At 48.1% G+C, this 25,155-nt stretch carries 17 protein-coding genes; 13 read left to right on the top strand and 4 right to left on the bottom strand.

The window, feature by feature from the left end:
• Positions 1-164 precede the first annotated feature (164 nt).
• Together KJS63_RS09985 and KJS63_RS09980 are read left to right on the top strand one after the other, a co-directional pair.
• Positions 165-1,475 (top strand): PDZ domain-containing protein, encoded by a 1,311-nt coding sequence (locus KJS63_RS09985; RefSeq protein ID WP_213618991.1) that lies wholly within the window; start codon positions 165-167, stop codon positions 1,473-1,475.
• A gap of 248 nt (positions 1,476-1,723) precedes the next feature.
• A complete protein-coding gene (locus KJS63_RS09980; RefSeq protein ID WP_244862559.1) occupies positions 1,724-2,401 on the top strand; it encodes a hypothetical protein in 678 nt (225 codons plus the stop codon).
• 583 nt (positions 2,402-2,984) lie between these two features.
• Here the strand turns inward: KJS63_RS09980 and KJS63_RS09975 are convergent.
• Both KJS63_RS09975 and KJS63_RS09970 read right to left on the bottom strand, forming a co-directional pair.
• Positions 2,985-3,803 (bottom strand): flagellar motor protein MotB, encoded by an 819-nt coding sequence (locus KJS63_RS09975; protein ID WP_213618990.1) that lies wholly within the window; start codon positions 3,801-3,803, stop codon positions 2,985-2,987.
• Positions 3,800-4,585 (bottom strand): flagellar motor protein, encoded by a 786-nt coding sequence (locus KJS63_RS09970; RefSeq protein WP_068620513.1) that lies wholly within the window; start codon positions 4,583-4,585, stop codon positions 3,800-3,802. Before KJS63_RS09970 ends, KJS63_RS09975 begins: the two co-directional genes overlap by 4 nt.
• 402 nt (positions 4,586-4,987) lie before the next feature.
• On the opposite strand from KJS63_RS09970, the gene uvrB reads away from it, so the two are divergent.
• From uvrB to KJS63_RS09940, 6 genes are all read left to right on the top strand, one after another.
• Positions 4,988-6,979: an excinuclease ABC subunit UvrB gene (uvrB, locus tag KJS63_RS09965; RefSeq protein WP_068620511.1), complete on the top strand. Its 1,992-nt coding sequence runs from the start codon at positions 4,988-4,990 to the stop codon at positions 6,977-6,979.
• A gap of 87 nt (positions 6,980-7,066) precedes the next feature.
• The gene (gene uvrA, locus KJS63_RS09960; RefSeq protein WP_068620509.1) at positions 7,067-9,937 is read left to right on the top strand and encodes an excinuclease ABC subunit UvrA; all 2,871 of its coding nucleotides are present in this window, start codon (positions 7,067-7,069) and stop codon (positions 9,935-9,937) included.
• A 381-nt stretch (positions 9,938-10,318) separates the two neighbouring features.
• Entirely contained in the window at positions 10,319-10,531 is a 213-nt protein-coding gene (locus KJS63_RS09955) for a DUF2759 family protein (protein WP_068620503.1), read from the top strand.
• An 858-nt stretch (positions 10,532-11,389) separates the two neighbouring features.
• Complete coding sequence (locus tag KJS63_RS09950) at positions 11,390-12,607, top strand: S1C family serine protease (protein ID WP_213618989.1); 1,218 nt, start codon at positions 11,390-11,392, stop codon at positions 12,605-12,607.
• Positions 12,608-12,826: 219 nt separating this feature from the next.
• Positions 12,827-14,722 (top strand): copper amine oxidase N-terminal domain-containing protein, encoded by a 1,896-nt coding sequence (locus KJS63_RS09945; RefSeq protein WP_213618988.1) that lies wholly within the window; start codon positions 12,827-12,829, stop codon positions 14,720-14,722.
• Between the two features lie 240 nt (positions 14,723-14,962).
• Positions 14,963-17,476: a U32 family peptidase gene (locus tag KJS63_RS09940; protein WP_213618987.1), complete on the top strand. Its 2,514-nt coding sequence runs from the start codon at positions 14,963-14,965 to the stop codon at positions 17,474-17,476.
• A gap of 365 nt (positions 17,477-17,841) precedes the next feature.
• Here KJS63_RS09940 and KJS63_RS09935 read toward each other — a convergent pair whose 3' ends face one another.
• Positions 17,842-18,057, bottom strand: a complete 216-nt coding sequence (locus tag KJS63_RS09935; RefSeq protein ID WP_213618986.1) for a hypothetical protein — start codon at positions 18,055-18,057, stop codon at positions 17,842-17,844.
• A 278-nt stretch (positions 18,058-18,335) separates the two neighbouring features.
• Between KJS63_RS09935 and KJS63_RS09930 the strand changes: the two genes are divergently transcribed.
• The gene (locus tag KJS63_RS09930; RefSeq protein ID WP_244862558.1) at positions 18,336-19,064 is read left to right on the top strand and encodes a VCBS repeat-containing protein; all 729 of its coding nucleotides are present in this window, start codon (positions 18,336-18,338) and stop codon (positions 19,062-19,064) included.
• A 98-nt stretch (positions 19,065-19,162) separates the two neighbouring features.
• Here the strand turns inward: KJS63_RS09930 and KJS63_RS09925 are convergent, their stop codons facing one another.
• Complete coding sequence (locus KJS63_RS09925; RefSeq protein ID WP_213618985.1) at positions 19,163-21,613, bottom strand: O-antigen ligase family protein; 2,451 nt, start codon at positions 21,611-21,613, stop codon at positions 19,163-19,165.
• Between the two features lie 106 nt (positions 21,614-21,719).
• Between KJS63_RS09925 and rfbA the strand changes: the two genes are divergently transcribed.
• The 4 genes from rfbA to KJS63_RS09905 are packed head-to-tail and all read left to right on the top strand — an operon-like array spanning position 21,720 to position 25,151.
• The gene (rfbA, locus tag KJS63_RS09920) at positions 21,720-22,589 is read left to right on the top strand and encodes a glucose-1-phosphate thymidylyltransferase RfbA (protein ID WP_213618984.1); all 870 of its coding nucleotides are present in this window, start codon (positions 21,720-21,722) and stop codon (positions 22,587-22,589) included.
• A 13-nt stretch (positions 22,590-22,602) separates the two neighbouring features.
• The gene (gene rfbC, locus KJS63_RS09915; RefSeq protein ID WP_213618983.1) at positions 22,603-23,151 is read left to right on the top strand and encodes a dTDP-4-dehydrorhamnose 3,5-epimerase; all 549 of its coding nucleotides are present in this window, start codon (positions 22,603-22,605) and stop codon (positions 23,149-23,151) included.
• Positions 23,152-23,165: 14 nt separating this feature from the next.
• A complete protein-coding gene (gene rfbD, locus KJS63_RS09910; protein ID WP_213618982.1) occupies positions 23,166-24,005 on the top strand; it encodes a dTDP-4-dehydrorhamnose reductase in 840 nt (279 codons plus the stop codon).
• Between the two features lie 15 nt (positions 24,006-24,020).
• Positions 24,021-25,151, top strand: coding sequence for a DegT/DnrJ/EryC1/StrS family aminotransferase (locus tag KJS63_RS09905; protein WP_213618981.1), 1,131 nt, complete (start codon positions 24,021-24,023; stop codon positions 25,149-25,151).
• Positions 25,152-25,155: the final 4 nt, after the last annotated feature.

The following is a 25,155-nucleotide window of genomic DNA, read 5'->3' as shown; positions in this document are numbered from 1 at the left end:
GATTCTAGAGAAGCGAAGCAATGGGAGCAACAGTTGGGGTACCGGTTGGTATGCATTTTGGGAGGCGCTTCCAGACTTTGGATACTTCCATCATCCGTAATTTTGGTCTACGCTGAAAGAAGAGTTTTATTGCTGGATTGGATACAGGGGAGAGTGAAGAGGACTTGGAAATTGTGCTTGAATGGTTATGGAAGCTGTCGGATGCCTTGGTCTATTTTCTAGCGCAGCCGTTCTATTATATTTCGATAATACTGGTCATGCTGCAATACCGCAGACAAGTTCAGCTTGAGCGCAGGCTGTTCCATGTCCGTCTTCACAGTTGGGGACGGCAGACCTGGATCACCGTATTAAGCGGATTTGCCGCCGGGATTGCGATATCCGTCGTGTCCTCCTTTCTCGGGACCACACTTACCTTGGACGGAATTATTCTGATATGGTCTGTTTCTATCCTTCTGTTGTTATTCCGCGTGCGGTATTTGTGTTTTGCTTATTCGGTGGGGCTCTTGGGCGTCATTCAATTCATATTAAGCTGGTTTCCGGGGTTCACGCTGGAGGGCTTTGCGGGCGGGGTGCTGAAGACAGTCCAGGATCTGAATATCCCGTCTCTGCTTGCCTTGGTGGCTCTGCTGCACTTGGCCGAAGCGCTGCTGATCAGATGGCAAGGGGCTTTATTTGCCGGACCTCTGTTCTATGAAGGCAAGCGGGGGAAAGTGGTCGGCGGTTATCAGATGAAAAGCTTCTGGCCTATTCCGCTGTTCCTGCTCGTTCCGGCCCAGAATGCTGGCAGCCTGCTGCCTTGGACGCCATTCTTCGGCGGGGAAGCCTGGCATAGCGGTTTCAGCTTTATTGCACTGCCTGCGCTGATCGGTTTCACGGAAATGACGGTCAGCACGCTGCCTGGTCAAAAAGCACGGCTGACCTCCAGCCGGCTGCTTCTGTATAGTGTGGTGCTGCTGGGCCTGGCTCTGCTCGCTGGGTGGTGGAGCCCGCTTACCGTCGTTGCGGCCCTTGCCGCATTTCTGCTTCATGAGCTGCTGGTATGGTACAGCAGTGTGGAAGAGACGAACCGGAGTCCTTACTTCGTTCACCCTTCCCGCGGTCTCAAGGTACTTGCCGTCCTGCCCGGCAGTCCTGCGGAGGAGCTCGGCATCGAGGCCGGCGAGGTGATCTTCAAAGTGAACGGGACTCCGGTGAACACGAAGCAGCAGCTTCATAGCGGGCTGCGCATGAATCCGGCCTTCTGCAAGCTGGAGGTGCTCAACCGCCAGGGCGAGAGCAAGTTCCTCCAGCGGGCAATCTATGCCGGGGAGCATCACCAGCTTGGCGTCATTCTAGCGCCGGATGATGATGCATCTGTAGCGCTTAGAATGAAGCCGCTGTCGCTGCTTGAGCTCTTATCGCCCCGGCGGGGTGCGGAAGGGCGGAAGAGTGCCCGGGTACCGGAGAAGGCTCCTGGAGAGGCGCTGGACCGGTAAGACGGTTGGCGGACGTGACTGGTTTTGGCTTGCTGCTGTTCTGTGAAAATAAAGTTGTAGACTGGCAGCCGGCATTAGCCAACGAGCAGGATAACGGTACCATTAGATGAACTTATGGTTCTCATATGATGCAATTTATCCCAGAAATATCTTCGCGGATTAATGAAAAGCAGCGGTGATGAACTAATAGGAGACGGCTGGCACTTCGCGCCGAATGGAACTTGGTACTAAAAGGAGGGGCAGGACACATGCGAGAAGAACAGGAAATATTCGCGGGCGACGGATATAACAGGTTGTACGCAATGGCTACGGGTATGCCGATTTTGAATCTTAGGGGTAGCATACCGCGTGAAAGTAACGGCCAACTACCGTTTCCGTGGGTGACAACGGGCATCAGGATTGATAAAGAACAGATGTTGGAAACCGTTATGAAGCAAAAGACACTCGAGTATTTGTTTAAGATGCAATTCAGTAAGGAGGAAATGACCGACCGCAATTTGGTTGTAGGCTGTTATGAATACAGGAATCCGAATGACAAGGAACAAATAATGCTCTATGCGCTGGTTTCGTTGAAGGAATTTCTCGCGAGATACGGCGATGAACGGGCATCGGAGATTCTGATGCGAGTTGGCTGCACATACGAGAAGATTATGGAGGAATGCGATGAAGCCATTAAAGAACACTTTGCAGTGTTGCGCAGGTCACTTCATTTAAAGAATTTGAGGGACAAATATGATATCGTTTACGAGTGGAGTGAAGAGGAAGGGGTAAAGACGTACATAATCAGATACACCAAATCGAGTTATACGAAGATTGAAGCTGAATCCTTCGAAGAGTTGACCAAACTCTATGATGAGCAACGGAAGAAGGATGCAAAGAAGACGTTCGCGATTCTGGAACCGTTAGAAGCATTCATGCAAGCATAAGAAAACCGCCCCTTTACGGGGCAACATTTCATTGAACGAAGATGAAGATTCGAGGAATATCCAGCTATAGGGATGATTCTCAACAGTCACATCTAAACCTTTATTTTCATCGGGCAGTTGCAATGATTGTAGACACCACCGGCTGTGGTTAGGAATTTAAAGGCTGTCCCAGAACATCATGAAGATGAAGGGACAGCCTTTCGTATTATGGGGGTCGTCCCAAAAGTAAGCAAAGCGCCAGTTCAAGGGGGGGCCTTGGGCTGACGCTTTGCTATTTTGTCTACTACAGGCTTCTTCAGGAGAGAGAAAGCCACCTAACCACCCGGCTTACCAAGGAACGGCTTATTTTGATTTTTTTTGTTCGTTTTTTGGTGGGGAATTTCGCCGAAGCCGCGGAGAGACGAACGACCCGCGGCCAAGCGGTAGCGGTCGCCTTTGATTTTGGATTTCATCCACTGAAAATAATTCAAGAAATCCAAAACCAACAGCGCTGGGAGCAACATTCGTCTCGGAGCCTTTCGAACACAAGCCGAACTCCTAAACAATATCAGGGGCTGTCCTGTGGGGCAGCCCCTGATATTGTTTATTTCTGCAATTGTCTCAGCACCGTGATTTCTACCCGCCGGTTCTTCTGCCTGCCTTGGTCCGTCGTATTATCAACAGCGGGACGTGTATCCGCATATCCGGCGTATTGGAACTCGTCCGGCTTCAGCTTGGCCGTATCAATGAAATACCGGAGGACGGAGAGGGCACGTGCCCCGGACAGCTCCCAGTTGTCTTTATAACGGGCCCCTGCACTAACCGGTTGGTTGTCCGTGTGGCCCTCAATGCTGATAACGGTGTCCAGCTTGCTGAACAGACTGGCCAGTTTGTTCAGTGCTTCGGCTGAGCCGGGCTTGAGATCAGCCTTTCCGACATCGAACAGGAAGCGGTCACTAAGCGTAATCGAGATGCCCTTGGCCAGATCGGCCACATGGATCTGATCCTCAAGATGGTTGCTCTTAATATATTCCTGAATCATTTTCATCAGATTCTGCAGCTGCTCCTCCTGCTTCCGGAAAGCCTGCTCCCGATCAGTCAAGGGCTTGGTGCTGCCGGAATTGCCCTGCTTATCGCTATTCCCCTTCTCGGCCCCCTGCTGGGAAGGGGGATTCTTTGAGGTGTTCTTGCCGGCTGTGCCAGTAATCCCTGATCCCAAATCGAGGACTGAATCCCCGTTCTTGAAAGTCATCTGCAGCGATTCCGTTACAATCTGGTACTTCTCAACGTCCAGCCTGCTCATCGCGTACATAATGATAAAGAAAATAAGTAGCAGCGTAATCAAATCCGCATAAGTGATCATCCAGCGGTCCTTGGATTCGCCACTCTCCTGCTGACGTCTCCGGTTCAGGCGCTGTCTCATTCCACAGCCTCCCCGGCCTGCAGGGGCGCACGGTCCGGTTTCTTGGAAGCGAAGGATTCGAGTTTTTTGCGGACAAGCAGATGATGATCGCCGTTCTGAACGGACAGAATTCCATGCAGAAGCATCTCCAGCCGGATGATTTCATCTTCGCCCCGGGTTTTGATTTTGGTAGCAATGGGAAGAAAAATAAGGTTGGCGCTTGCAACCCCGTACAGGGTTGCGGTAAAAGCCATCGCAATCGACGGACCGAGCATGGTCGGTTCGGTCAGACTCCCGAGCACATGGATCAGACCCATCACCGTGCCGATAATTCCCATGGTCGGGGCATATCCGCCGGCCGTCTCGAATATTTTGGCATATCCGTTGTACCGGTTCTCGGCCGCATCAATCTCCAGCTCCATGATCTGTTTGATTAGATGCTGATCTGTACCGTCAACCACCAGCTGGATTCCCTCCTGCAGGAACGGATCCTCATGCTGGGCGGCCTGCCTTTCAAGAGCGAGAACCCCGGAACGTCGTGCAGTCATGGCCATCGAGACCATGTCTTCTATAATCTCATCGTGATTCTGATTCCGGCTTTTGAAAGCAATGGCCAGAGCTTGAGGAATGGACTTCAGTTTGGAGGCAGGGAAGCTGATCATTACTGCTGCCAGGGTTCCCCCCAGTACGATCAAGGCTGCTGTGATCTGCATCAGCCCTGTAAACTCGCCGCCTTCCCAAATAAAGCCGCCTACGATAGCGATAAGTCCAACTATAATACCAACAACTGTAGTAATATCCACCAGTTCGCTCACTCCTAGTTCGGTCTATCCGTTGCAACCATATCATGAACAAGGTATAATATCATGGGAACAGATATTCTTATTCATGGAATAGTAAGGATTTCCGTTATTTATTAGACATCAAGGATACGGGTTATATAAATGATGAGGCGAGTAGCGCCTCTTTTCTATAAAAGTCATGGGAATCATGTTCGCTCTAGGCTTTTAGAAACTTGTTGTTATATAAGTTGGACTTACAGAATTACGAACAGGCAAGAGTAGAACATTTTCACATAGCTGCCCTGCGTGTAAATCAACAATAGTTCAACTTAGATAGAGACTTATATAGTAACTTTAGCACAAGGCTTGGAAGTATAAATGTGTACAGAATACTATTTTAGACGATAAGGGTGATGTTGGACAATGAGTGATATTGTCGTAAGTAATCAGAAATTTGAACTTATTTCCGATTTCAAGCCCCAGGGCGATCAGCCGGCCGCAATTGAACAGCTGGTAGAGGGCGTCAGACAAGGCAAGAAGCATCAGACGCTGCTCGGGGCCACGGGAACCGGGAAGACATTCACAATCGCCCATACGATTGCGAAGCTCGGCCGTCCGACGCTAGTAATTGCCCACAATAAGACGCTTGCGGCCCAGCTGGCCAGCGAGTTCAAAGAGTTTTTCCCCAACAATTCCGTAGATTATTTTGTCAGCTACTATGACTACTACCAGCCGGAGGCGTACATCCCTTCTTCCGATACCTACATTGAGAAAGACTCCAGTATTAATGAGGAAATTGATAAACTGCGGCACTCGGCGACAAGTTCCTTGTTCGAGCGCCGGGATGTGATCATTGTGGCCAGCGTATCCTGCATCTACGGCCTCGGTTCCCCGATGGAATACCGGAATTTGCTGCTGTCACTGCGCGTGGGCATGGAGAAGCCGAGAAACCAGATCTTAGCCAGACTGGTCGATATCCAGTATCAGCGCAATGACATTAACTTTGTCCGGGGGACGTTCCGCGTCCGCGGGGATGTAATAGAGATTTTCCCGGCTTCCAAGGGGGAGCAGGCGATACGGGTTGAGTTTTTTGGTGACGAAATTGAGCGGATTACCGAAATTGATGTCCTGACCGGGGAATTGATCGGGGAACGCGAGCACGTTGCCATTTTCCCGGCCTCTCACTTTGTTACCCAAGAAGAGACGATGCGCATCGCCCTGAAGAATATTGAGCGCGAGCTGGAAGAGCAGCTGGAGAAGTTCCGCTCAGAAGGGAAGCTGCTGGAGGCGCAAAGGCTGGAACAGCGTACCCGCTATGATATCGAGATGATGAAGGAAGTGGGCTTCTGTTCGGGCATTGAGAATTATTCAGGACCGCTGACGTTCCGGGAGCGCGGGGCAACCCCGTATACCCTGCTGGACTACTTTCCGGATGATATGTTGATTGTGATCGACGAGTCCCACGTGACACTGCCGCAGATCCGCGCGATGTATAACGGGGACCAAGCCCGCAAAAACGTGCTGGTGGATCACGGCTTCCGTCTTCCTTCAGCGCTGGATAACCGGCCGCTGCGGTTTGAGGAGTTCGAGGAGAAGATCAAAGAGATTATCTATGTATCTGCGACGCCCGGACCTTATGAAATCGAACATACGGACACAATGGTACAGCAGATTATCCGGCCGACAGGGCTTCTTGATCCTGTGATCGAGGTCCGCCCAACCAAGGGGCAGATTGATGATCTGATCGGGGAGATCCGTGATCGGATTGCCAAGGATGAGCGTGTCCTGGTGACTACGCTGACGAAGAAGATGTCGGAAGATTTGACCGACTATCTGAAGGAGATTGGCATCAAGGTAAGGTATCTGCATTCGGATATCAAGACGCTTGAGCGTATGCAGATTCTCAGAGATCTGCGTCTCGGGACCTTCCATGTGCTGATTGGGATCAACCTGCTCCGCGAAGGGCTTGATCTGCCCGAGGTATCACTTGTCGCTATCCTTGATGCGGATAAAGAAGGGTTCCTGCGTTCCGAGCGTTCGTTAATCCAGACGATTGGCCGTGCGGCCCGGAACTCGGAAGGCCGTGTTCTGATGTACGGGGATAACATTACGGAATCCATGGATAAGGCGATTAAGGAAACCGAGCGCCGCCGGGCCATCCAGATTGCTTATAACGAGAAGCATGGGATTACTCCGCAGACGATCAAGAAGAAGATCCGCGAGATTATTGAAGCGACCAAGGTTGCCGAAAGCAAGGCGGATTATTTGACCGACGGGGCACAGAAGATGTCGAAGAAGGACCGTCAGGCTTATATTGGCCGTCTGGAGGCCGAGATGAAGGAAGCGGCCAAGAATTTGCAGTTCGAGCGTGCGGCAGAGCTGCGTGATGCGATACTGGAGCTGAAGGCGGAGTAAGTTGAGAAAGTTGGGCTCCGCCCGGCTTGTAGGGTGAATTCAGGGTAAGCAGCCGCCGATGGAGCGGAGCTTTAAGGAGATGAAACGATGGCTATAGAGAATATTGTCATAAAAGGTGCCCGTGCGCACAATTTGAAGAATATAGATATTACGATCCCGCGTGACCGCTTTGTTGTTCTTACCGGACTTAGCGGTTCGGGGAAATCCTCGCTTGCCTTTGATACGATCTATGCTGAAGGCCAACGACGCTATGTGGAATCCTTATCCGCTTATGCGCGCCAGTTCCTGGGACAGATGGAGAAGCCGGATGTCGATTCGATTGAAGGATTATCACCCGCTATCTCCATTGATCAGAAGACGACCAGCCGCAACCCGCGTTCTACCGTAGGTACGGTGACCGAGATTTATGATTACCTGCGCCTGCTGTTTGCCCGGATCGGCCATCCTCACTGCCCGGAGCACGGGATTGAGATTACATCCCAGACAGTGGAACAGATGGTGGACCGTATTATGCAGTATCCGGAGAAGACGCGCTTGCAGATTCTCGCTCCCGTGATTTCCGGAAGAAAAGGGGAGCACAAGAGCCTGTTTGCTGAGATCAGCAAGCAGGGCTTTGTCCGTGTCCGGGTGAACGGGGAACTGCGTGATTTGTCGGAAAATATTGAGCTGGAAAAGAATAAGAAACATACGATCGAGGTTGTGGTGGACCGGATCGTGGTGAAGGAGGACGTTCAGTCCCGTCTTGCTGATTCGATCGAGACTGCGCTCAAGATGTCCGGCGGGCAGATTCTGGTGGATATTATCGGCCAGGAGGAGCTGCGCTTCAGCTCCAACTTTGCCTGCCCGATCTGCGGCTTCAGCATTGAGGAGCTTGCGCCGCGCATGTTCTCATTTAACAGCCCGTTCGGGGCTTGCCCGGAATGTGACGGTCTGGGTGCCAAGATGGTCATTGACCCGGATCTGCTTGTTCCCGATCCCCGCAAGAGCATTGAAGATGGGGCGTTCGAGGCCTGGGCAGGAAGTACTTCTAACTACTATCCGCAATATCTAAGATCGGTTGCCGAGCACTATCATATTCCGCAGGATGTGCCGGTATCGGAGCTGACCAAGGAGCAGATGGACAAGCTCCTCTATGGTACAGGCTCACAGAAGATACGCTTCCGGTATCAGAACGACTTCGGTCAGAGCAAGGAAGCTTACGTTACATTCGAGGGCATTGTTCCGAATCTGGAGCGGAGATACCGGGAGACTGCATCGGACGGCATCCGTGAATTTATTGAAGGTTTCATGGCTGCGAAGCCGTGCGGCACCTGCAAAGGGCAGCGTCTCAAGAAAGAAAGCCTGGCTGTGACTGTAGCCGGGCAGAATATGGCCTATGTAACGTCGCTCTCCATCGGAGAGGCCATGAACTTCTTCAATGAGTTGAAGCTCAGTGAGAAGGAACAGACGATCGCTCATATGATTCTCAAAGAGATCAACAGCCGTCTCGGCTTCCTCGTGAATGTCGGCCTCGATTATCTGACGATGAGCCGGGCAGCAGGAACGCTGTCAGGGGGCGAAGCTCAGCGTATTCGTCTGGCTACCCAGATCGGTTCCAGTCTGATGGGCGTTCTGTATATTCTGGATGAGCCGAGTATCGGCCTCCATCAACGGGATAACGACCGGTTGATCGAAACGCTGAAGCATATGCGTGACCTCGGAAATACGCTCATCGTTGTTGAGCATGATGAGGACACCATGCTGGCCTGCGACTACATTATCGATATTGGTCCGGGAGCAGGGATTCATGGCGGGCAGGTGGTTTCCCAAGGGACACCTGCTGAGGTCATGGAAGACGAGGCGTCTCTAACAGGCCAGTACCTTAGCGGCCGGAAGTTCATTCCGGTGAGTGCGGAACGCAGGAAGCCCGATGGGCGCTGGATCGAGATCAAGGGGGCTAAGGAGAACAACCTCAAGAACCTGAATGTGAAGATTCCGATTGGTGTGTTCTCGGCGGTCACTGGGGTATCCGGTTCAGGCAAGTCGACCTTGGTTAACGAGATCTTGTACAAGACTCTGGCCCGGGATTTGAACCGGGCGAAGGTCCGCCCGGGGCAGTACCGCGAGATGAAGGGGCTGGAGCATATTGAGAAGGTGGTCGATATCGACCAGTCGCCAATCGGCCGCACACCTCGTTCCAACCCGGCTACGTATACCGGAGTATTCGATGACATTCGCGATCTGTTCTCCCAGACGAATGAAGCGAAGATTCGGGGTTATAAGAAGGGCCGCTTCAGCTTCAACATCAAGGGCGGACGCTGTGAGGCGTGCCGCGGAGACGGGATTATCAAGATAGAGATGCACTTCCTTCCCGATGTATATGTTCCTTGTGAGATTTGTAAGGGCAAGCGCTATAACCGGGAGACACTGGAAGTTAAATATAAAGACAAGAGTATCGCCGATGTGCTGGAGATGACCGTGGAGGATGCCACAGAGTTCTTCCAGAACATTCCCAAGATTCACCGCAAGCTTCAGACAATTCTCGACGTAGGTCTTGGTTATGTGACCATGGGTCAGCCGGCTACAACCCTCTCCGGAGGAGAGGCTCAGCGGGTGAAGTTGGCGTCAGAGCTGTACCGCCGCAGCACCGGCAAGACGATGTACATTCTGGATGAGCCGACGACCGGGCTGCACGTTGATGATATTGACCGGCTGCTTAAGGTGCTGCACCGCCTGGTAGATTCCGGGGAGACCGTGCTTGTCATTGAGCACAATCTTGATGTCATCAAGACCGCAGACTATCTGATTGACCTGGGTCCAGAAGGAGGAAGCGGCGGCGGAACGATCATAGCTACGGGGACACCGGAAGAGCTGGTTAAGGTGGAAGAGTCCTACACGGGAAGATATCTTAAACCTATCCTTGAGCGGGATACCAAGCGGAGCCAAGAGCTTAGAGAGCGGGAAGCCTCCACTGTGTAAGGATAGTACAGGTGTTTTGGGATTACAGATGCATCAAAATTACTTGCTGAGGTTTCCCGTCCGTTCTGTATAAGATGAACTTTAAAATAAAGATTCAGGCGGGAGATAGCATGAGCGATCTTTTCGAAGCGGCAGGAGTGGCTTTTGCAGCTGGATTGGAATTTGTATCGCCATCCGAAGACAGTAGCACAACAACACGAGAGGCCCTTTTCTGGAAGCAGAAGGGCCTTTTTGCCCATAATCGAGCGTGAAAAGTCTTATTGGATATATTAAGCAAAATGGCACCAAAAAAAGTTTTATATTTCGCTTGCATCTGCTCCTGGGTGAAGATAACATATAAGGAGATGTGTAAATTTTGTGAATTCAGAGGAGGTCTCCAGCATGAGGTTGCTTGCGATAGAACCGGGAGAAACAACAACTACCTTTAACATGTTTGATATTTTTATGCTGCTGTTTACTATTCTGATTGTTATCGGGGTTTTCCGCCTGATCAAAGCCCGTGACAAAAACTTCTTTGCAATCGGTTTCGGAATTATCAGCCTGCTCGTGTTCTTAGCAACCGATTTTGCGATGATCAAGGCCTGGTTCAGCTAAGAACCAAGTCAACTTCTGAATAATCAACATGGTTAGAGACACTTCGTCTGCTGTTGCGGGCGGGGTGTTTTTTCGTTTAAGGATATCCGCAAAAAATCCCTCTTCCGGTCAATTGTGAAGGGGCTGGAACTGTGCTACAGTATTTCTACCAAAACGTTCCAAAATGATAGATACCATAAGATGAACTAAAGAAAAGGGCATCAATATGGCATGGCCGTAACACGTTTCCGCAGATATGACAGAGGCTGCCTTTGAGATTAATTCTATCTGTTATCGTTATCGATAATAAGAATCTATGAAGAACAGCGAATCCTAGGAATATTGTTCGTACTATATGAAATAAGCTTAAGAAACGAGGTTCGATTAGGTACACTGTGTACTGTATATAAAATGAACTTTAGAATTAACCTTTCTTTAGCGGAGAGGACGAGGGATTCTGAAGAAGCCGAGCATCCGCCTTTGTCTCCCAAATGCCCCACTGGGTATCTATATAAGTTGAACTTAAGAATTGCTAATAGGCAATAGTGTGAAATGATTCAGGAGAAGCGAAGCGTTCGCCTTTGTGACCGGACTTCTACCTTAATAAATTTAATCAAGAAATCTGGGCACAACAGCGATCGGAAGAACATTTCACACGGCTGCCCTACCTGTAAATTCATAGTTCAACTTATATAGTTCAAGCATTTCGGATATAACCGTGGTCGTAAGAACACTCGGCATCGCAGCGCCCAAAAGGCAATCTTCTTAAGTTCATTTTATATAGCCTATTTTCTCTATTTTAATTGTTCACTTATAGGTAAGATAGGGAGTCAGTTTGATTCATTTAGGCGTTATAGAAAGAGAGGGGCGGACAAGCATATGGAATTGAAAGGTAAAGTAGCGGCAGGGCTGCTGTTTGGAGTGGTATTGGGGTTAGGCAGCGGGATTGCAGTACCTGCGGGAGCATCCTCCAGCCCTTTAACAAGCAAGGGAATATCCAGTAAGGTGAAGGCCGATTCTATTCAGACAGTGAAGGCTAAATCAAACCCAAATTCAAAATCAAGCTCAAGTGCAAACTCAAAAGCAAGCTCAAATTCTGCCCGAGCTACAGTAACCACACAAGTGGACCCAGTTCCTCAAATTATACAGAAGGTTTCTCCTTCTGTAGTAGGGATCATTGGGAAAGCGAGCGAACAGGCAAATAAGAGTCAAGGGGACAGCCGCTATGATCTTGCCCATGGAACCGGTGTGATTATCCGTTCAGATGGCTGGATTGTAACAAATACACATGTGGTACAGGGACTTACGAATGCGCTTGTAGTAACGGCGGACGGCAAGTCTTACAGCATTGTGGAATCTTATGTAGATGAAGTCAGCGATATTGCCCTAATCAAAATAAACGCAAAGTCACTGCACCCGGCCAAGTTCGCTCCGGCTTCGCGAAGTACCGTTGTCGGAGAGAAGGTTATCGCGCTTGGAACCCCGATCTCTTTCTCCCTGCGGAACTCGGCAACACAAGGAATTGTCAGTGGAGTTAACCGTGCAGTGAATGCGGCTTATCGGTTAATCCAGACGGATACGGCGATCAATCCGGGAAACAGCGGGGGACCGCTGCTGAATATGAAGGGTGAGGTCATCGGAATAAATTCCATGAAATTTGAAGCTATCGGGGTTGAGAACATGGGCTTCTCCATTCCGGTGAATACGGTACAGTATGTGGTTGATCAACTGTTCGAGTATGGGACGGTTAACCGTCCTTCCCTTGGCGTAGAACTCGAAGAGAGTTGGTCGGCTGTTGTTGGATTGCCTGGCGATGAGCCAATGACAGTGAAGAATGTCCACTCTGCGGAAGCCCAAAAAGCCGGGCTTCAGAAAGGGGATGTCCTCTACAGGCTGGATGGCAGGAAGGTTTCATCTGTTGTGGATTTGAACGAGCTTCTCAAGTCTTACAGCCCTGGTCAGACGGTCACGCTGTGGCTGGAATCGGGGGGCGATATTGTCACCCGGAAGCTGGTTTTGTCCAAAGACTCCGGTTCACTTAGCGGTGCCGGTACATCTGAGAAGGGTGAGGATCAGTCTATAGACGATCAGGAATGATTAAACACTAGTAGAAGGCTAGGAAACAAGTGGTTCAAGGTAAACTATAAAACGAACGTTAAAAATTAACCTCTCTCAGCTTCGATCCCGAGTGATTCTGAAGAAGCGGAGCGTCCGCCTTTGTTTCCGAAATAACCCTACTTGGATATCTAGTTCAAGCATTTATTTTATATAGTTCATTTTATTAAGTATTCATGGGAAGAGGTTGATTCTTCAATTATGAAAATTCTACAAAAAACGGGCGCGGTTTCTCTTATACTTGCCCTTCTGCTAGGGATGTCAGGTTTATCTTTGACGGCCTATGCCGGAAAGTCCCTGGAACTGCAAATCACTGTAGGAAGCAAGAATGCGCAGATCAATGGCTCTGCCCAGTCCATTGTGCAGCCTTACCAAATTCATGGGGTAACGATGGTTCCACTGGGGGTATTTAAGAAGGCGTTTGGAGCCGACATCAAAATGCGGGACGGGAACGAGGTCACGCTGCAGCAGAACGGCCACAAAGTCACGTTGGCAGTAGGCAGCCCGACCATTTGGATAGACGGTCGGAAATATAGATCTGAAGCAGCTCCCGCGATGCTGCAAAATACCCTGATGGCGCCTCTTCGTCTGATTGCGAACGGGATAGGTGCAAAGGTTACAACCAGCGGGAAGGGTCAAATTACGGTAAGCCTTCAAGATGGCGAACAAGCTGATTCCGGCGATGAAGGAAATATCAACACAGATTCGGGCAAGACCCGAATTGGCAGCAGTTATTACGGATGGAGTCTCGATTATCCGCAGGATCTAATCCTGGGCAGCAGTACGGATGAGAGTGTGACGACATTTTCGGATAGCGGAGATACATACTATGTAGAGGTTCATGCCGGGGATCTTTTGGCAAAGGAGGCTGATACGGATACGCTTATGGATGTGCTGCTTACGAGCTCCCGGAACAGTGGGGAGACGGTGCTTGATCAGAGCACTTTTCCGGCAGCCCCGGTTCCGTATGCCCGCATCATCTCGTCGGATAAAGACGGTTCGCTGTGGGAAGGACGAGCTTACTACGGAAATAAGCGCATTTACACCTTGTATCTGCTATCCCAGACAGCCAAATCCTATAAAGACTTAAAGGACTATGATGCTTTTCTGGATTCATTCCGGCCTGGCTTCGATCCTTCGGATACAACCATTAAGGATGTTTCCAACGTCAAGAATGGAATGGTTGAAGCCGTGAATGAGGAATATGGAATATCGCTTCTGATTCCGGCGGGTTGGAGCGCAGACTCCAGTCAAATGACCTATACCGGAAAGAATGGGGAATCCCTGGCAGTCTATATTTCATCGGCACCCAAGGGTTTAACATTGGAGAGCTGGGCAGATCAGCTGACCGGACAGGACAAACAGAAGTTTATCCCGGAAGCTTATCAATTCAAGAGTAAATCTTCTACTGAGGCGGCCGGGGAGAAAGGACTGCTTCAGGAAGCGGAATATAACTACGGTGATGGCTGGAGGCAGTTGAAGCGGGCATTGCTAATTAACGGGGGGTACAGGTATCTGCTGGAGTATACGGCTCCGATACCACAGGAGAGCGGACAAGATACCTTCAAATCTATTCTCTCCTCCCTGGATATTGATTTTGAGGGAAACACCAATTATTTCGGCAATCTGGAGAATCGGCGCTTCCAATCTGACCTGGCTAAGAGTGTCATGAAAGCTTCGGGCAGCTACCACTATTCGGTATCCATTCCTTTGTATTGGCGAAGCATTAGTGAGCGTTATGAGCAATCCGGGGCAGAATACCAGTTCACCGGCGGGAGCTTCAAGATTGAAACTGAGCCGGCCAGCGACCCGGACCTGAGGGTTTCCCAGCTGCGGAGCTATTATAATGAAGCTGCCCAGAGCAATAAGGACTTTGTTCTGGAAGGTGTGGATAAAGTGACTTTTGCTGGTGTTCCGGCAACGGTGTTTCGCATCCATCAGACTGAAGGGGGCGTACCCAAATCGAAGCAGCTGATTCTATTCAGCCGGGATGGCACAGCCTACCGGATCACTTCTGTAATAAATGATTCGAACCGGACGACGGAGCAGAAAGCGGCGCTGCAGAAGACGGTTGAATCTTTTGGATGGACGAAGTAATAGGTGCTAAGCAAAAAGCTCTGCATGAGAGTGAGATCTCGGTAGAGCTTTCTTTTTTGCAGGACTAAGACTGCATCTTTGAAAATGAAAATAATGATGCCAATTTCTTTCTTTTCGCTAGAGCATTGCTCTGAATTCTGATAAACTATACTAGTTAAAGCGGCTTTGAATTAAGATTCAGGATAGAGGGTTACACTTAAAATATATCTGATCGGTCCAATCCGATCCGGGAGGACATAAATGAGCAGTACAGCAATAACAAGACAAGACGTGGAGCTTCTGGCTCCTGCCGGCGATTGGGACTGCATGCGTGCGGCCGTGGCCAACGGGGCCGATGCGATCTTTTTCGGTGTGGAAAAGTTTAATGCCCGGGCCCGGGCCAACAACTTCCGCATGGCAGAGCTGCCCGAGATCATGGGATATCTGCACAGCTACGGGGTTAAAGGGTTCCTGACCTTCAACATCCTTGTTTTTGAGGATGAGTTAGCGGATGCCAAGGAATTGATTGAAGCTTGTATTGATGCGGGTGTGGATGCAGTTATCGTGCAGGATTTGGGTCTGGTCAAAATGATCCGCGAAATCTCCCCGGACTTCCCGATTCACGGATCAACACAAATGACGATCACCTCGCCGGAAGCGGTCGAATTTACCAAGCCGTTCAATATGGAGCGGGTTGTGCTTGGGCGTGAGAACAATCTCAAGCAGATTCAGAAGATCGGTGAGCAGGCGAAGCTTCCGATGGAAGTGTTTGTCCACGGGGCACTCTGTGTGTCTTACTCTGGGCAGTGTCTTACCTCTGAAATGTGGGGCGGACGCTCGGCGAACCGTGGAGAATGTGCTCAGGCCTGCCGCCTGCCTTATGATCTGATGGTGGACGGCGAGCAGAAGCCGATGGGGGATGTGGCTTATCTGCTGTCTCCTAAGGACTTGGCTGCCGTCGATATTATGCCTGAACTGATAGAAGCGGGCGTAACCTCGTTCAAAATCGAAGGGCGTATGAAGAGCCCGGAATATGTGGCTAACGTGGTGAGCAAATACCGCAAGGCCATTGATCTGTATTTCGAGGGGAACAAGGAGCGCATCTCCAAGGAGGAGATTCGTGAGCTTCAGCAGAGCTTCTCGCGCGGATTCACCCACGGCTTCCTGGAAGGTACGAACAACAAGAAGCTGGTGGAAGGGACTTTTCCAAAGAGCCGCGGGGTATATCTCGGCCGGATCGAGCAGATCTTGAGAGACGGCGTGGTGTGCCGTCTGGATGCGCCGCTGAAACGCGGCGACGGAATTGTATTTGACGCCGGAGACCCTACGAAGAAGGAAGAAGGCGGGCGCGTCTACGATCTGCGCCGCAAGGGCGTTAAGATCGAAGGAGAAGCTGGTGAAGGCTGGATCATTGATATTGTACCCGGCCGCAATGATGTGGATCTGCGCAAGCTGCACGTCGGGGACCGCATCTGGAAGACAAGTGACCCGGCATTGGACAAGCGGATGCGCCAGACTTTTGAGACGGAGAAGCCGTACCGGGTGTTCCCGGTCCGTGTCCGGGCCATCGGGCATGCGGGTCAGCCGCTCGTCACGTTCTGGACGGACGTGCAGAAAGGCACTACCGTCCGGGTAGACTCGGAGCTGGAGCTGGAAGTCGCTCAGAAGCGCCCGATGGACCACGCGCTGCTGGAAGAGCAGCTCGGCCGCCTCGGCGGCACGGTGTTCCAGCTCGAAGAGCTGGATACGGAGCTGCATGGCGACGTGATCGTGCCCATCCGCGAGCTGAACAGCATCCGCCGCCGCGCGGTGGAGCTGCTCGCAGGCGAGCGTCCGAAGCCGCCCGTGTATGTGAAACGGGCGGTAGAGATTTACGGCGACGCGGCGAAGCCCGCGCAGCCGGTTGCCCGCGGTCAGGCGAAGCTGACCGCGCTGTGCCGCAGCCTGGAACAGGTGCAGGCTGCCCTGAAGACCGGCGTGGATATGATTTACGCCGACTTCGAGTTCATCAAGCAGTTCCCGGCAGCGGTGGAAGCCGCCCGCCAGGCAGGCAAGCCGATTGCGCTGGCTACGCCGCGCATTCATATGCCTGGCGAGAACGGCTACCATAACAACATCCTGCGTCTTCAGCCCGACGCGGTGCTGGTGCGCAACACCGGTGCGCTTTATTATTACCTGCGCCACCGCCTGGAGAACCCGGATGCGCCTCAGCCGATGCTGATCGGCGACTTCTCCTTGAACATTGCGAATCATAAAGCGGTTGAATTGTTCCTCGAAGCAGGCGTTGACCGGGTCACTCCATCTTACGACCTGAACATTCAGCAGATGGTTGATCTTCTCGGCAAGAGCCGGACGGCGGAGATGGAAATTGTCATTCATCAGCATCTGCCGATGTTCCATACCGAGCACTGCGTATACTGCACGTTCCTCAGTGAAGGTACAGATTATACGAACTGCGGACGCCCATGTGAAGAGCACCGCGCATCGCTTCAGGACCGGATCGGCATGTCCCACCCGGTGCGGGTGGACGAGGGCTGCCGCAATACGGTATACAATGCGATCGAGCAGTCGGGGGCTGAGTATCTGAACCACTTCATGGAAGCCGGGGTACCGAGCTACCGCGTGGAGTTCCTGGAGGAGACTCCGGAGCAGGTGCTGGAAGTCATTGATCTGTACACTCGCGCACTGCGGGGGGAGATCAGCGGCACCCAGGTATGGAAGCAGCTGAAGGCAACCAACCAGCTGGGGGTTACCCGTGGACAGCTGGTGAAGTAACAGAGGGAATACCGGACAGCTGTATTGGCCTTGTCCTGGTTCATACGGTGCGTGATCTGAGCGTCGATGCCTGGCCCGCCCGTATGGCGCGGGTTGTCGGTTTCCTGTCGGATTTTTACTAATAACAAGTTGGACTGAGGAATAGGTTAGGGAAGGCTGGCTTATCCATTCCTTGGTTCATAATTAAATATAACCATGAGAGAATATGGTTAGAAGCCGCCCTGGTTGAGGGCGGCTTCTTATTGTTTAGGCCAGCCTGATATTTCTGGGGGCCGTTTTTGCCATCTCCAATGCCTTTTATACAACTTGTGGTGAAATGATCCATCAAAATCTTAGTACAATTGTCGAATCGAGCAGGAACATAACTACTCGGCAATCGCTTTTAGAGCTTTTGCGGCAATAGTCTTGGATACCTCGTTACCTGGTGCTGAGCTCTCCGCAATGGTCTGCAGTGCATTCTTGGCGACCGCCATCTGTGCGGTGAGTCGGTCAACCATTTTGGCAAGATCAACGGTAAAGTCGTCTGTTAACTCGCCATTGCCTATTAAGACGATCGCAGTAAATTCGAATTTATTTTTCATCTTTACTTATCTCCTTTTAGTAAATGTTTTCCTCATAATAAAGTCCTCCCACTCTTCATCCATTATATTACTATTCATACTATATACAGGTTTACTTATACAGCCCAGCTAATATCCCACAGCTCCGGGGCCTAGGTGCTGAACTATATTTATAGCTTGCCTGTAAGTTCAGGAGACCTGGTTGTTGGAACCTGGCTTTTGGTTTTATTCGTAGAAGTCACCCTTGCATCCGCCTGGTCATATATTAAATGCAAAATCAATGCAAGGGGAATCCGCCTATGAATACAAGCTATAGTTCCTTACCTGGACTCAGGCCCGCCGACTCAGAGCAGGTACTGGACCAGAAGATCGGGGATGTTACCGGGGACAGTGTCCCGGATACTGTGATTTTAACTGGGAGGGTCACTGCGGACAGCCCGTATATCACCGGAATTACGCTTGTGGTGCACAGCTGGGGAGACCGCCGCACATTTCGGGTACAACCCGAAAATAACGCCGGATATCAGCCTACTTTGTTTCTAGGTGATTTTACGGGAGATAAAGTAGATGACATTCTTATTAGGATAGACACAGGAGGGTCGGGGGCCACAACATTTGACTATCTCTATACTTTCGCAGGTGGACAGATGAATTTGATTTTTGATTCGGAAAAGTATAATCAGATGTGGAACTATACCGTAGATTATTTAGACAACTACCTGCTGCGTGTCAGCAGCCCTGGGGCAGATAAAACCTACACCGTAAATATTGCCTCACGGGGTGAGGAGTATTTAAATCAAATCTACAATCCGAACGGTACCTTGAAAAAGCCGGTTCAGGGCTTTACCGATCCGCTCAGCGGCTTGTATCCGATAGACCTGGACCGGGACGGCACCTATGAGCTGATGGCCCTTCAGGGGGTTAGTGGACTGTATCATGCAGACAGATTTGGGTATATGACCAACCTGCTGAAATGGAACAAAGGCACGTGGGAGCTGGTGCAGCAGTGGTTTGCGTTTTTGGGGTGATTTTTACTGTATGTCGGCAGTAGTTTCTGGATCTCTCAGTCAAAAAAAGTGCCCTCTGCATTTGAATTTTGCAGGGACACTTTTTTAACTATTTGTGATTAGAAAATTCGAACCAGGTTAGCAATTTGCTCTTTTGCTGTAGGGTCAGCTTGCAGTAAAGATTTTGAAACGCCTTCGTCCTTAGCACTGGATTTCTCTATAGCGGCCAAGTACCAGATTGCAACTTCACGGTTGGTAGCATTAGAGAAGTCGGCTGTGAGAGCTTTTTTCAAAATATCAGCAGCTAACTTCGGCTGCTTGGATATAAACTGCATCTTCCCGGCATTGAGAGACATCGTTGGACTGAGGTCAAAAGGTTGCCCCTGAAGCTGACCAGGCGGAAGAGTTTTTAAATGGGCAATTCCTTTGATTACGTGATCATATGCTTCTAAGCCTGTTTTAAAGTATGCATCACGCTTAGCGGTATCACCTTGTCCAAGTGACTGATAACCCAGTTCGAACGATTGGGCAATGAGCTTCTCATACCAGCTGATATCCCAGGCAAATTTGTCGGCATTGTCGGCAAGAACCCGATATGCTTGCTCTTGTTCATTCTTCAGTTGATACCCAGCCATTAACGTATTAAGAAAATCTTTATTAAAAGGCTCTTTCTTAAGTGCATTAGTCAGCAGGTTAAGGGACTCGTTATAAAAGGCGTCATCTTTCGTCTGCTTATAAGCTTGCTGCAACAATGCACTTTCATAAAGGACTGCAACGGGTTGTGAACTGCGAATGCTGAGCGCTTTATCAAAGCCTTTCTTTATAGTTGAAAAATCTGTACTGCTCTTGGTGAGGTCTCTAGCTGCTACTGTATTATTCGTTGCTTGAAGGAAGCGAATGGATACAACGATAAGGACAATCGCGGCTGCCCCAAGAACAATACTGTAGAGCGGTCTTGCAGCCTCTGCTTTTACTTTAAACTTCTTTAGAGGTTTGCCCTGTATTCCGGCAGACATTCCACCAAGCCCAATAAATACGAGTATGCCCATGAACACGTAGCTCATGTTAAAGTCCATCGTGCTATGGAGCAGGATAGATAGCGCTAGGATAAAGTAAATGAAGTAGGATTCCCGCTGATTCAGATCAGACTGAATGTACCCGCGAATGTACTTGTAAAAAATATAAATAATAAAAGCCATAAAAATGATGAATCCAAGAAGTCCGACTTCTACCAAGTACTGCATAAAGAAGCTGTGGGCCTGACGACTGGAGTACGGGTTATTCTGGTACTTCTCATATAGAGATGCCCATGCACCGCCTCCGGCACCAATGATCGGATAATCTTTGACAACCTTGATGGTATCCCGGTAGAAGGTAAAACGTTCTAACACACTGTGCTGCTGAAGGTTAATGGTGTCCAGACGTTCACCAATATTACCTGGAAGTATATTTTTAAGGTTAGTTCCAATGAGAAGTCCGGCTAATAGTCCGACTATAACGATAGAACCTAAAGGTAACCATAAGTTAGATAGTCTTCGCTCTGTCCAAGCGCCAAGTTTAGCATTTAGCCATGGGGCCACGTATTTCTGAATAAGCAAGCAGACTGCGGATACCGCTAAAGATGCTGTCAGAATATATATCCAACCTTTTCCCGCTGGTACTTGGTTAATCCAGAATTGCTGTCCTAAATTAGTAACGGGTTTAGAAATAAGCAGCGCAGCGACCCCTGAGATGACGCTGTATATGATCCATAAAAGTTGGTTGACGGGTTTCAGGAACAGTAATAATACAACAAATATTACTGGAAGGAATACTAATCCCCCGCGGGAAAGAGTAAGTAGGACTGACACAATCATAGGGACCAGCATAAATGCATGTAATGCCTGTACATACCATTTCTTAGATCTTGTAATACAGAAGATTGCTACGAAGAAGATGGCCATTAGAAATGCAGCGTATGTATTCGGATATTGAAATACAGAAGCCAGGCGTGGACCATTGGCATCAATCCAGACGGCCTGAGTATACACTCCGTTAACCACAATTTTGGAGAACCAGCCTACCAGGGCTCCGCTGAATTTGGTCTCCCCCAGCCAATTTAACAGTCCGAACAGAATAATGAGATAAGCTATTCCGATAATTGCGGATTCGATTAAACGGCTGCTGTTCTTGTTTCTAAGTAAATAAACAGAGATGATAAACAAGAATGCATAAGAACACTGAATCAGCACCATGTTCATGGCTTGGTAAGCCGATGCTGCCGAGATTAGGGCAAGGATATAAGATAAAGGTAGAAGAAGAGCAGAAATCGCTAGCAGCTCTCTATTTTCGTCTAATTTAAAACTTTTAAAAAAGGTGGCAATTCCGGCAAGTAAGAGGACACAAATGATAATATTTGCCCAGTACATTGGTGCTTCAAAGTTTAATTCCAGCCCATTAAACAGCCCGGCTTGGAATGGAGCCCATACTAGAAATAAGATTAGGGCTATGGATAGTACTAAATTGGAAGTAGATGTTTTATCTGGGTTCCTCGACGTAGTGATAGATTTCCCGTATACTGGATTCGACAACGTTTTTATCTCCTTTTCTTGTAGATACGACAATATTTTAGCATAGAGCACTAGTACAGGGCTATAATTGATGGAAAGACTACATATTATTGTTAGGAGTTATGTTATGAAGGGAATTATTCTCGCCGGAGGTTCTGGAACAAGGTTGTATCCATTAACACGGGCTATATCTAAACAAATGCTGCCAATCTACGATAAACCAATGATATATTATCCTTTATCTGTGTTGATGCTTGCTGGTATAAGAGAAGTGCTAATAATATCAACGCCTAGAGATCTTCCTTTTTTTGAAAACTTGCTTGGTGATGGGTCACAATTGGGGATGAGCTTCGAGTACCGGATTCAGCATGAACCTAGAGGACTAGCCGAGGCTTTTTTAATAGGTGAATCTTTTATAGGAAACCAGCCTGTTGCTATGGTTTTAGGTGATAATATATTTTATGGGCAAAGTTTTAGCAAAACACTTTACAAAGCAGCTCAGCTTCAGGAAGGTGCTGTTATTTTTGGGTGTTATGTAAAAGATCCAGTAGCATATGGGGTAGTTGAGTTTGATGAAAATTATAAAGTCTTATCAATTGAAGAGAAACCGTTGCAACCTAAGTCAAACTATGCCGTTCCGGGTCTATATTTTTTTGATAGTAATGTTGCAGAGATAGCATCAAGAGTTACCCCCTCCCTTAGAGGTGAGTTGGAGATTACTTCAATAATCGAGGCCTATAAAGACAACGGAAAACTTACAGTAGAAATTATGGGTAGAGGAATGGCTTGGCTTGACACGGGCACACATGAATCATTGCTTGAAGCAAGTAATTTTGTAGAAGCAATTCAAAAAAGACAAGGTTTATACATTTCTTGTGTTGAGGAAATTGCTTACAGGATGGGATATATAACGAAGGAAAATTTGATCCGGTTAGCAGAACCGCTTCTTAAAACACAGTATGGTCAGTATCTGATAGAAATAGTGAAAAATAATTGAAAGGAGTATCACATTGGGGAATTTTACATTTAAAGAAACAAATATTAAAGGGCTCATTGTAGTAGAGCCTAAGTTATTTGGAGATGAACGAGGATATTTTATGGAGACATATCAACAAGAAGATTTCAATAAAGGTGGTATTAATGTCTCTTTTGTACAGGATAATCAATCTCTATCTAAGCAAGGCGTGTTGAGAGGACTTCACTTTCAAAAAAACAAACCCCAGGGGAAGCTTGTTCGAGTTCTTGAAGGGGAAGTCTTTGATGTAGCAGTAGATTTAAGAACGGAATCCGAAACATATAAGAAATGGTATGGAATTTACCTATCCTCCGAGAATCGCAAACAATTGTACGTCCCTGAAGGGTTTGCTCATGGTTTCCTTGTCTTATCGGAAGTAGCGGTTTTTTCATATAAATGTACGGATTATTACGATCCAACAGATGAAGATGGATTGATCTGGAATGACCCCTCAATTAATATCGAATGGCCGCTAGACCGAATTGGTAAACCGTCACTTTCCTCTAAAGACCAGCTATGGAAAACTATTGACTCTAATAATTGAAGGGTGGAGGGCAATTGAATGTTTTATTGGTTGGCGGATTCGGATTGCTAGGGACGGATGTATTTAATATTCTGACTAACAAGGGACATAATGTTACAAGGTTAAGAAGAAGTGAGATGGATCTTAACAACATTGCCAGTATAAGAGAAGCTGTAAAAAAGGTGAACCCGGATTGGGTTATACATGCTGCAGGATACACTAATGTCGAATTGGCCGAAGACGAGCCACTGAAAGCGTATAATATAAATAGTTTTAGTATGTATAACCTTCTTAAAGTTCTTCAAGAAAGGAAACCAAAACTCACCTTTTTTAGTACTGATTATGTATTTGATGGGGTACAAACGATACCTTACCATGAAGGAGACATGGCAAACCCATTAAATGTTTACGGCATGTCCAAACTTTTAGCAGAGGACATTTTAAGAGCAAATTATGAAGACTATTATATTATTAGGACTTCATGGCTTTTTGGGCGATGGGGTAAATGTTTCCCTAGAACAATTTATAATAAGCTTGTAAGTCAGAGTGAAGCCGTTTATGTAGTGAGCGATCAGATAGGTTGCCCAACTTATACTGTTGATTTAGCAAATATCCTTACTGAGTTATTAGACTGTCCGTTTGGAACGTATCATATTACTAATAGTGGTACAACAACTTGGTATGATTTAGCCAAATTAGTAGCTAAGGAGAAAAAGCTAAATCTAAATAACGTGAAATCTATTATTTCTAACGGTTCCCCATCTAGAGCAGTTCGTCCTAAGTATTCAGTGTTAGATAATTCAAAGTGGAATCATTACCATGGACCCTTGAAACATTTTGACGAGGCGATACATGAGTTTTTAAAATTTATATAAAATGGAGTGGTAAGAATGTCAACGCAATTATTTATGCCAACTTTTCGGGTTGATGAATGTTTAGAAGAGATTAGAGAGTGTCTGGAGAAAGGTTGGACAGGATTAGGATTTAAAACAGTACAATTCGAAGATCGTTGGAAAGAATATACGGGGCTGGAGAATGCTCATTTTTTGAATTCGGCTACAGTAGGTTTGAGTTTAGCCTTTAAGATATTGAAAATGCAAAATGGTTGGAGCGATGACGCTGAAGTAATAACAACTCCACTGACATTTGTATCAACTAACCATGCTATTCTATATGAGAATTTAAAACCAGTATTTGCAGATGTTGACGAATTTCTTTGTTTGGACCCAAAAGATGTGGAATCCAAGATTACTAACAAAACTAAAGCAATCCTATTTGTTGGTATCGGAGGTAATGCTGGTCGTTATCTTGAAATTGTAGACCTATGTAAGAAATACGATTTGGCTCTAGTTTTAGATGCTGCTCATATGGCAGGTACCCGAATTAACGGGAAGGTACCTGGGAACGAAGCAGATGCAGTCGTGTACTCTTTCCAAGCTGTGAAGAACCTCCCAACCGCCGATTCCGGGATGATTTGTTTTAGAGAAAAAGACAATGATGAACTGTGCAGAAAACTTACCTGGTTAGGCATAAATAAAGATACTTATGCTCGGTCAAATGACAAGGGGGCTTATAAGTGGAAGTACGATGTTGAATATGTGGGATATAAGTATCACGGCAATTCAATTATGGCCAGTATTGGACTAGTTCAATTAAAGTATCTAGACCAGGATAATGCCTATCGTAAACAGTTAGCTAACTGGTACGATGAGGGATTTCGTAATCAACCAAACATTAGACCGGTACCTATGGCGTCAAATTGTGATGCTTCGAGACATTTATATGTTATAGAAGTTGATAAGCGGGATGAGTTGTTGTTAGCACTTAATGAATCGGAAATTTACCCAGGTGTTCATTACAGAGATAATACAGAATACAAAATGTATTCCTATGCTAAGGGAAGCTGTCCTAATTCACACAGACTTAGTGAAAGAATTCTTTCGCTTCCTATGCATCTTAGAATGAAAAAAAGTGACGTAGATAACGTAGTTGAGCATATTGTCAAATTCACAAATATGTAACTGG

The sequence above is a fragment of the Paenibacillus sp. J22TS3 genome (assembly GCF_018403205.1).
Classification (GTDB): domain Bacteria; phylum Bacillota; class Bacilli; order Paenibacillales; family Paenibacillaceae; genus Fontibacillus; species Fontibacillus tuaregi.
This window is presented reverse-complemented; position numbering and strand designations above follow the sequence as displayed.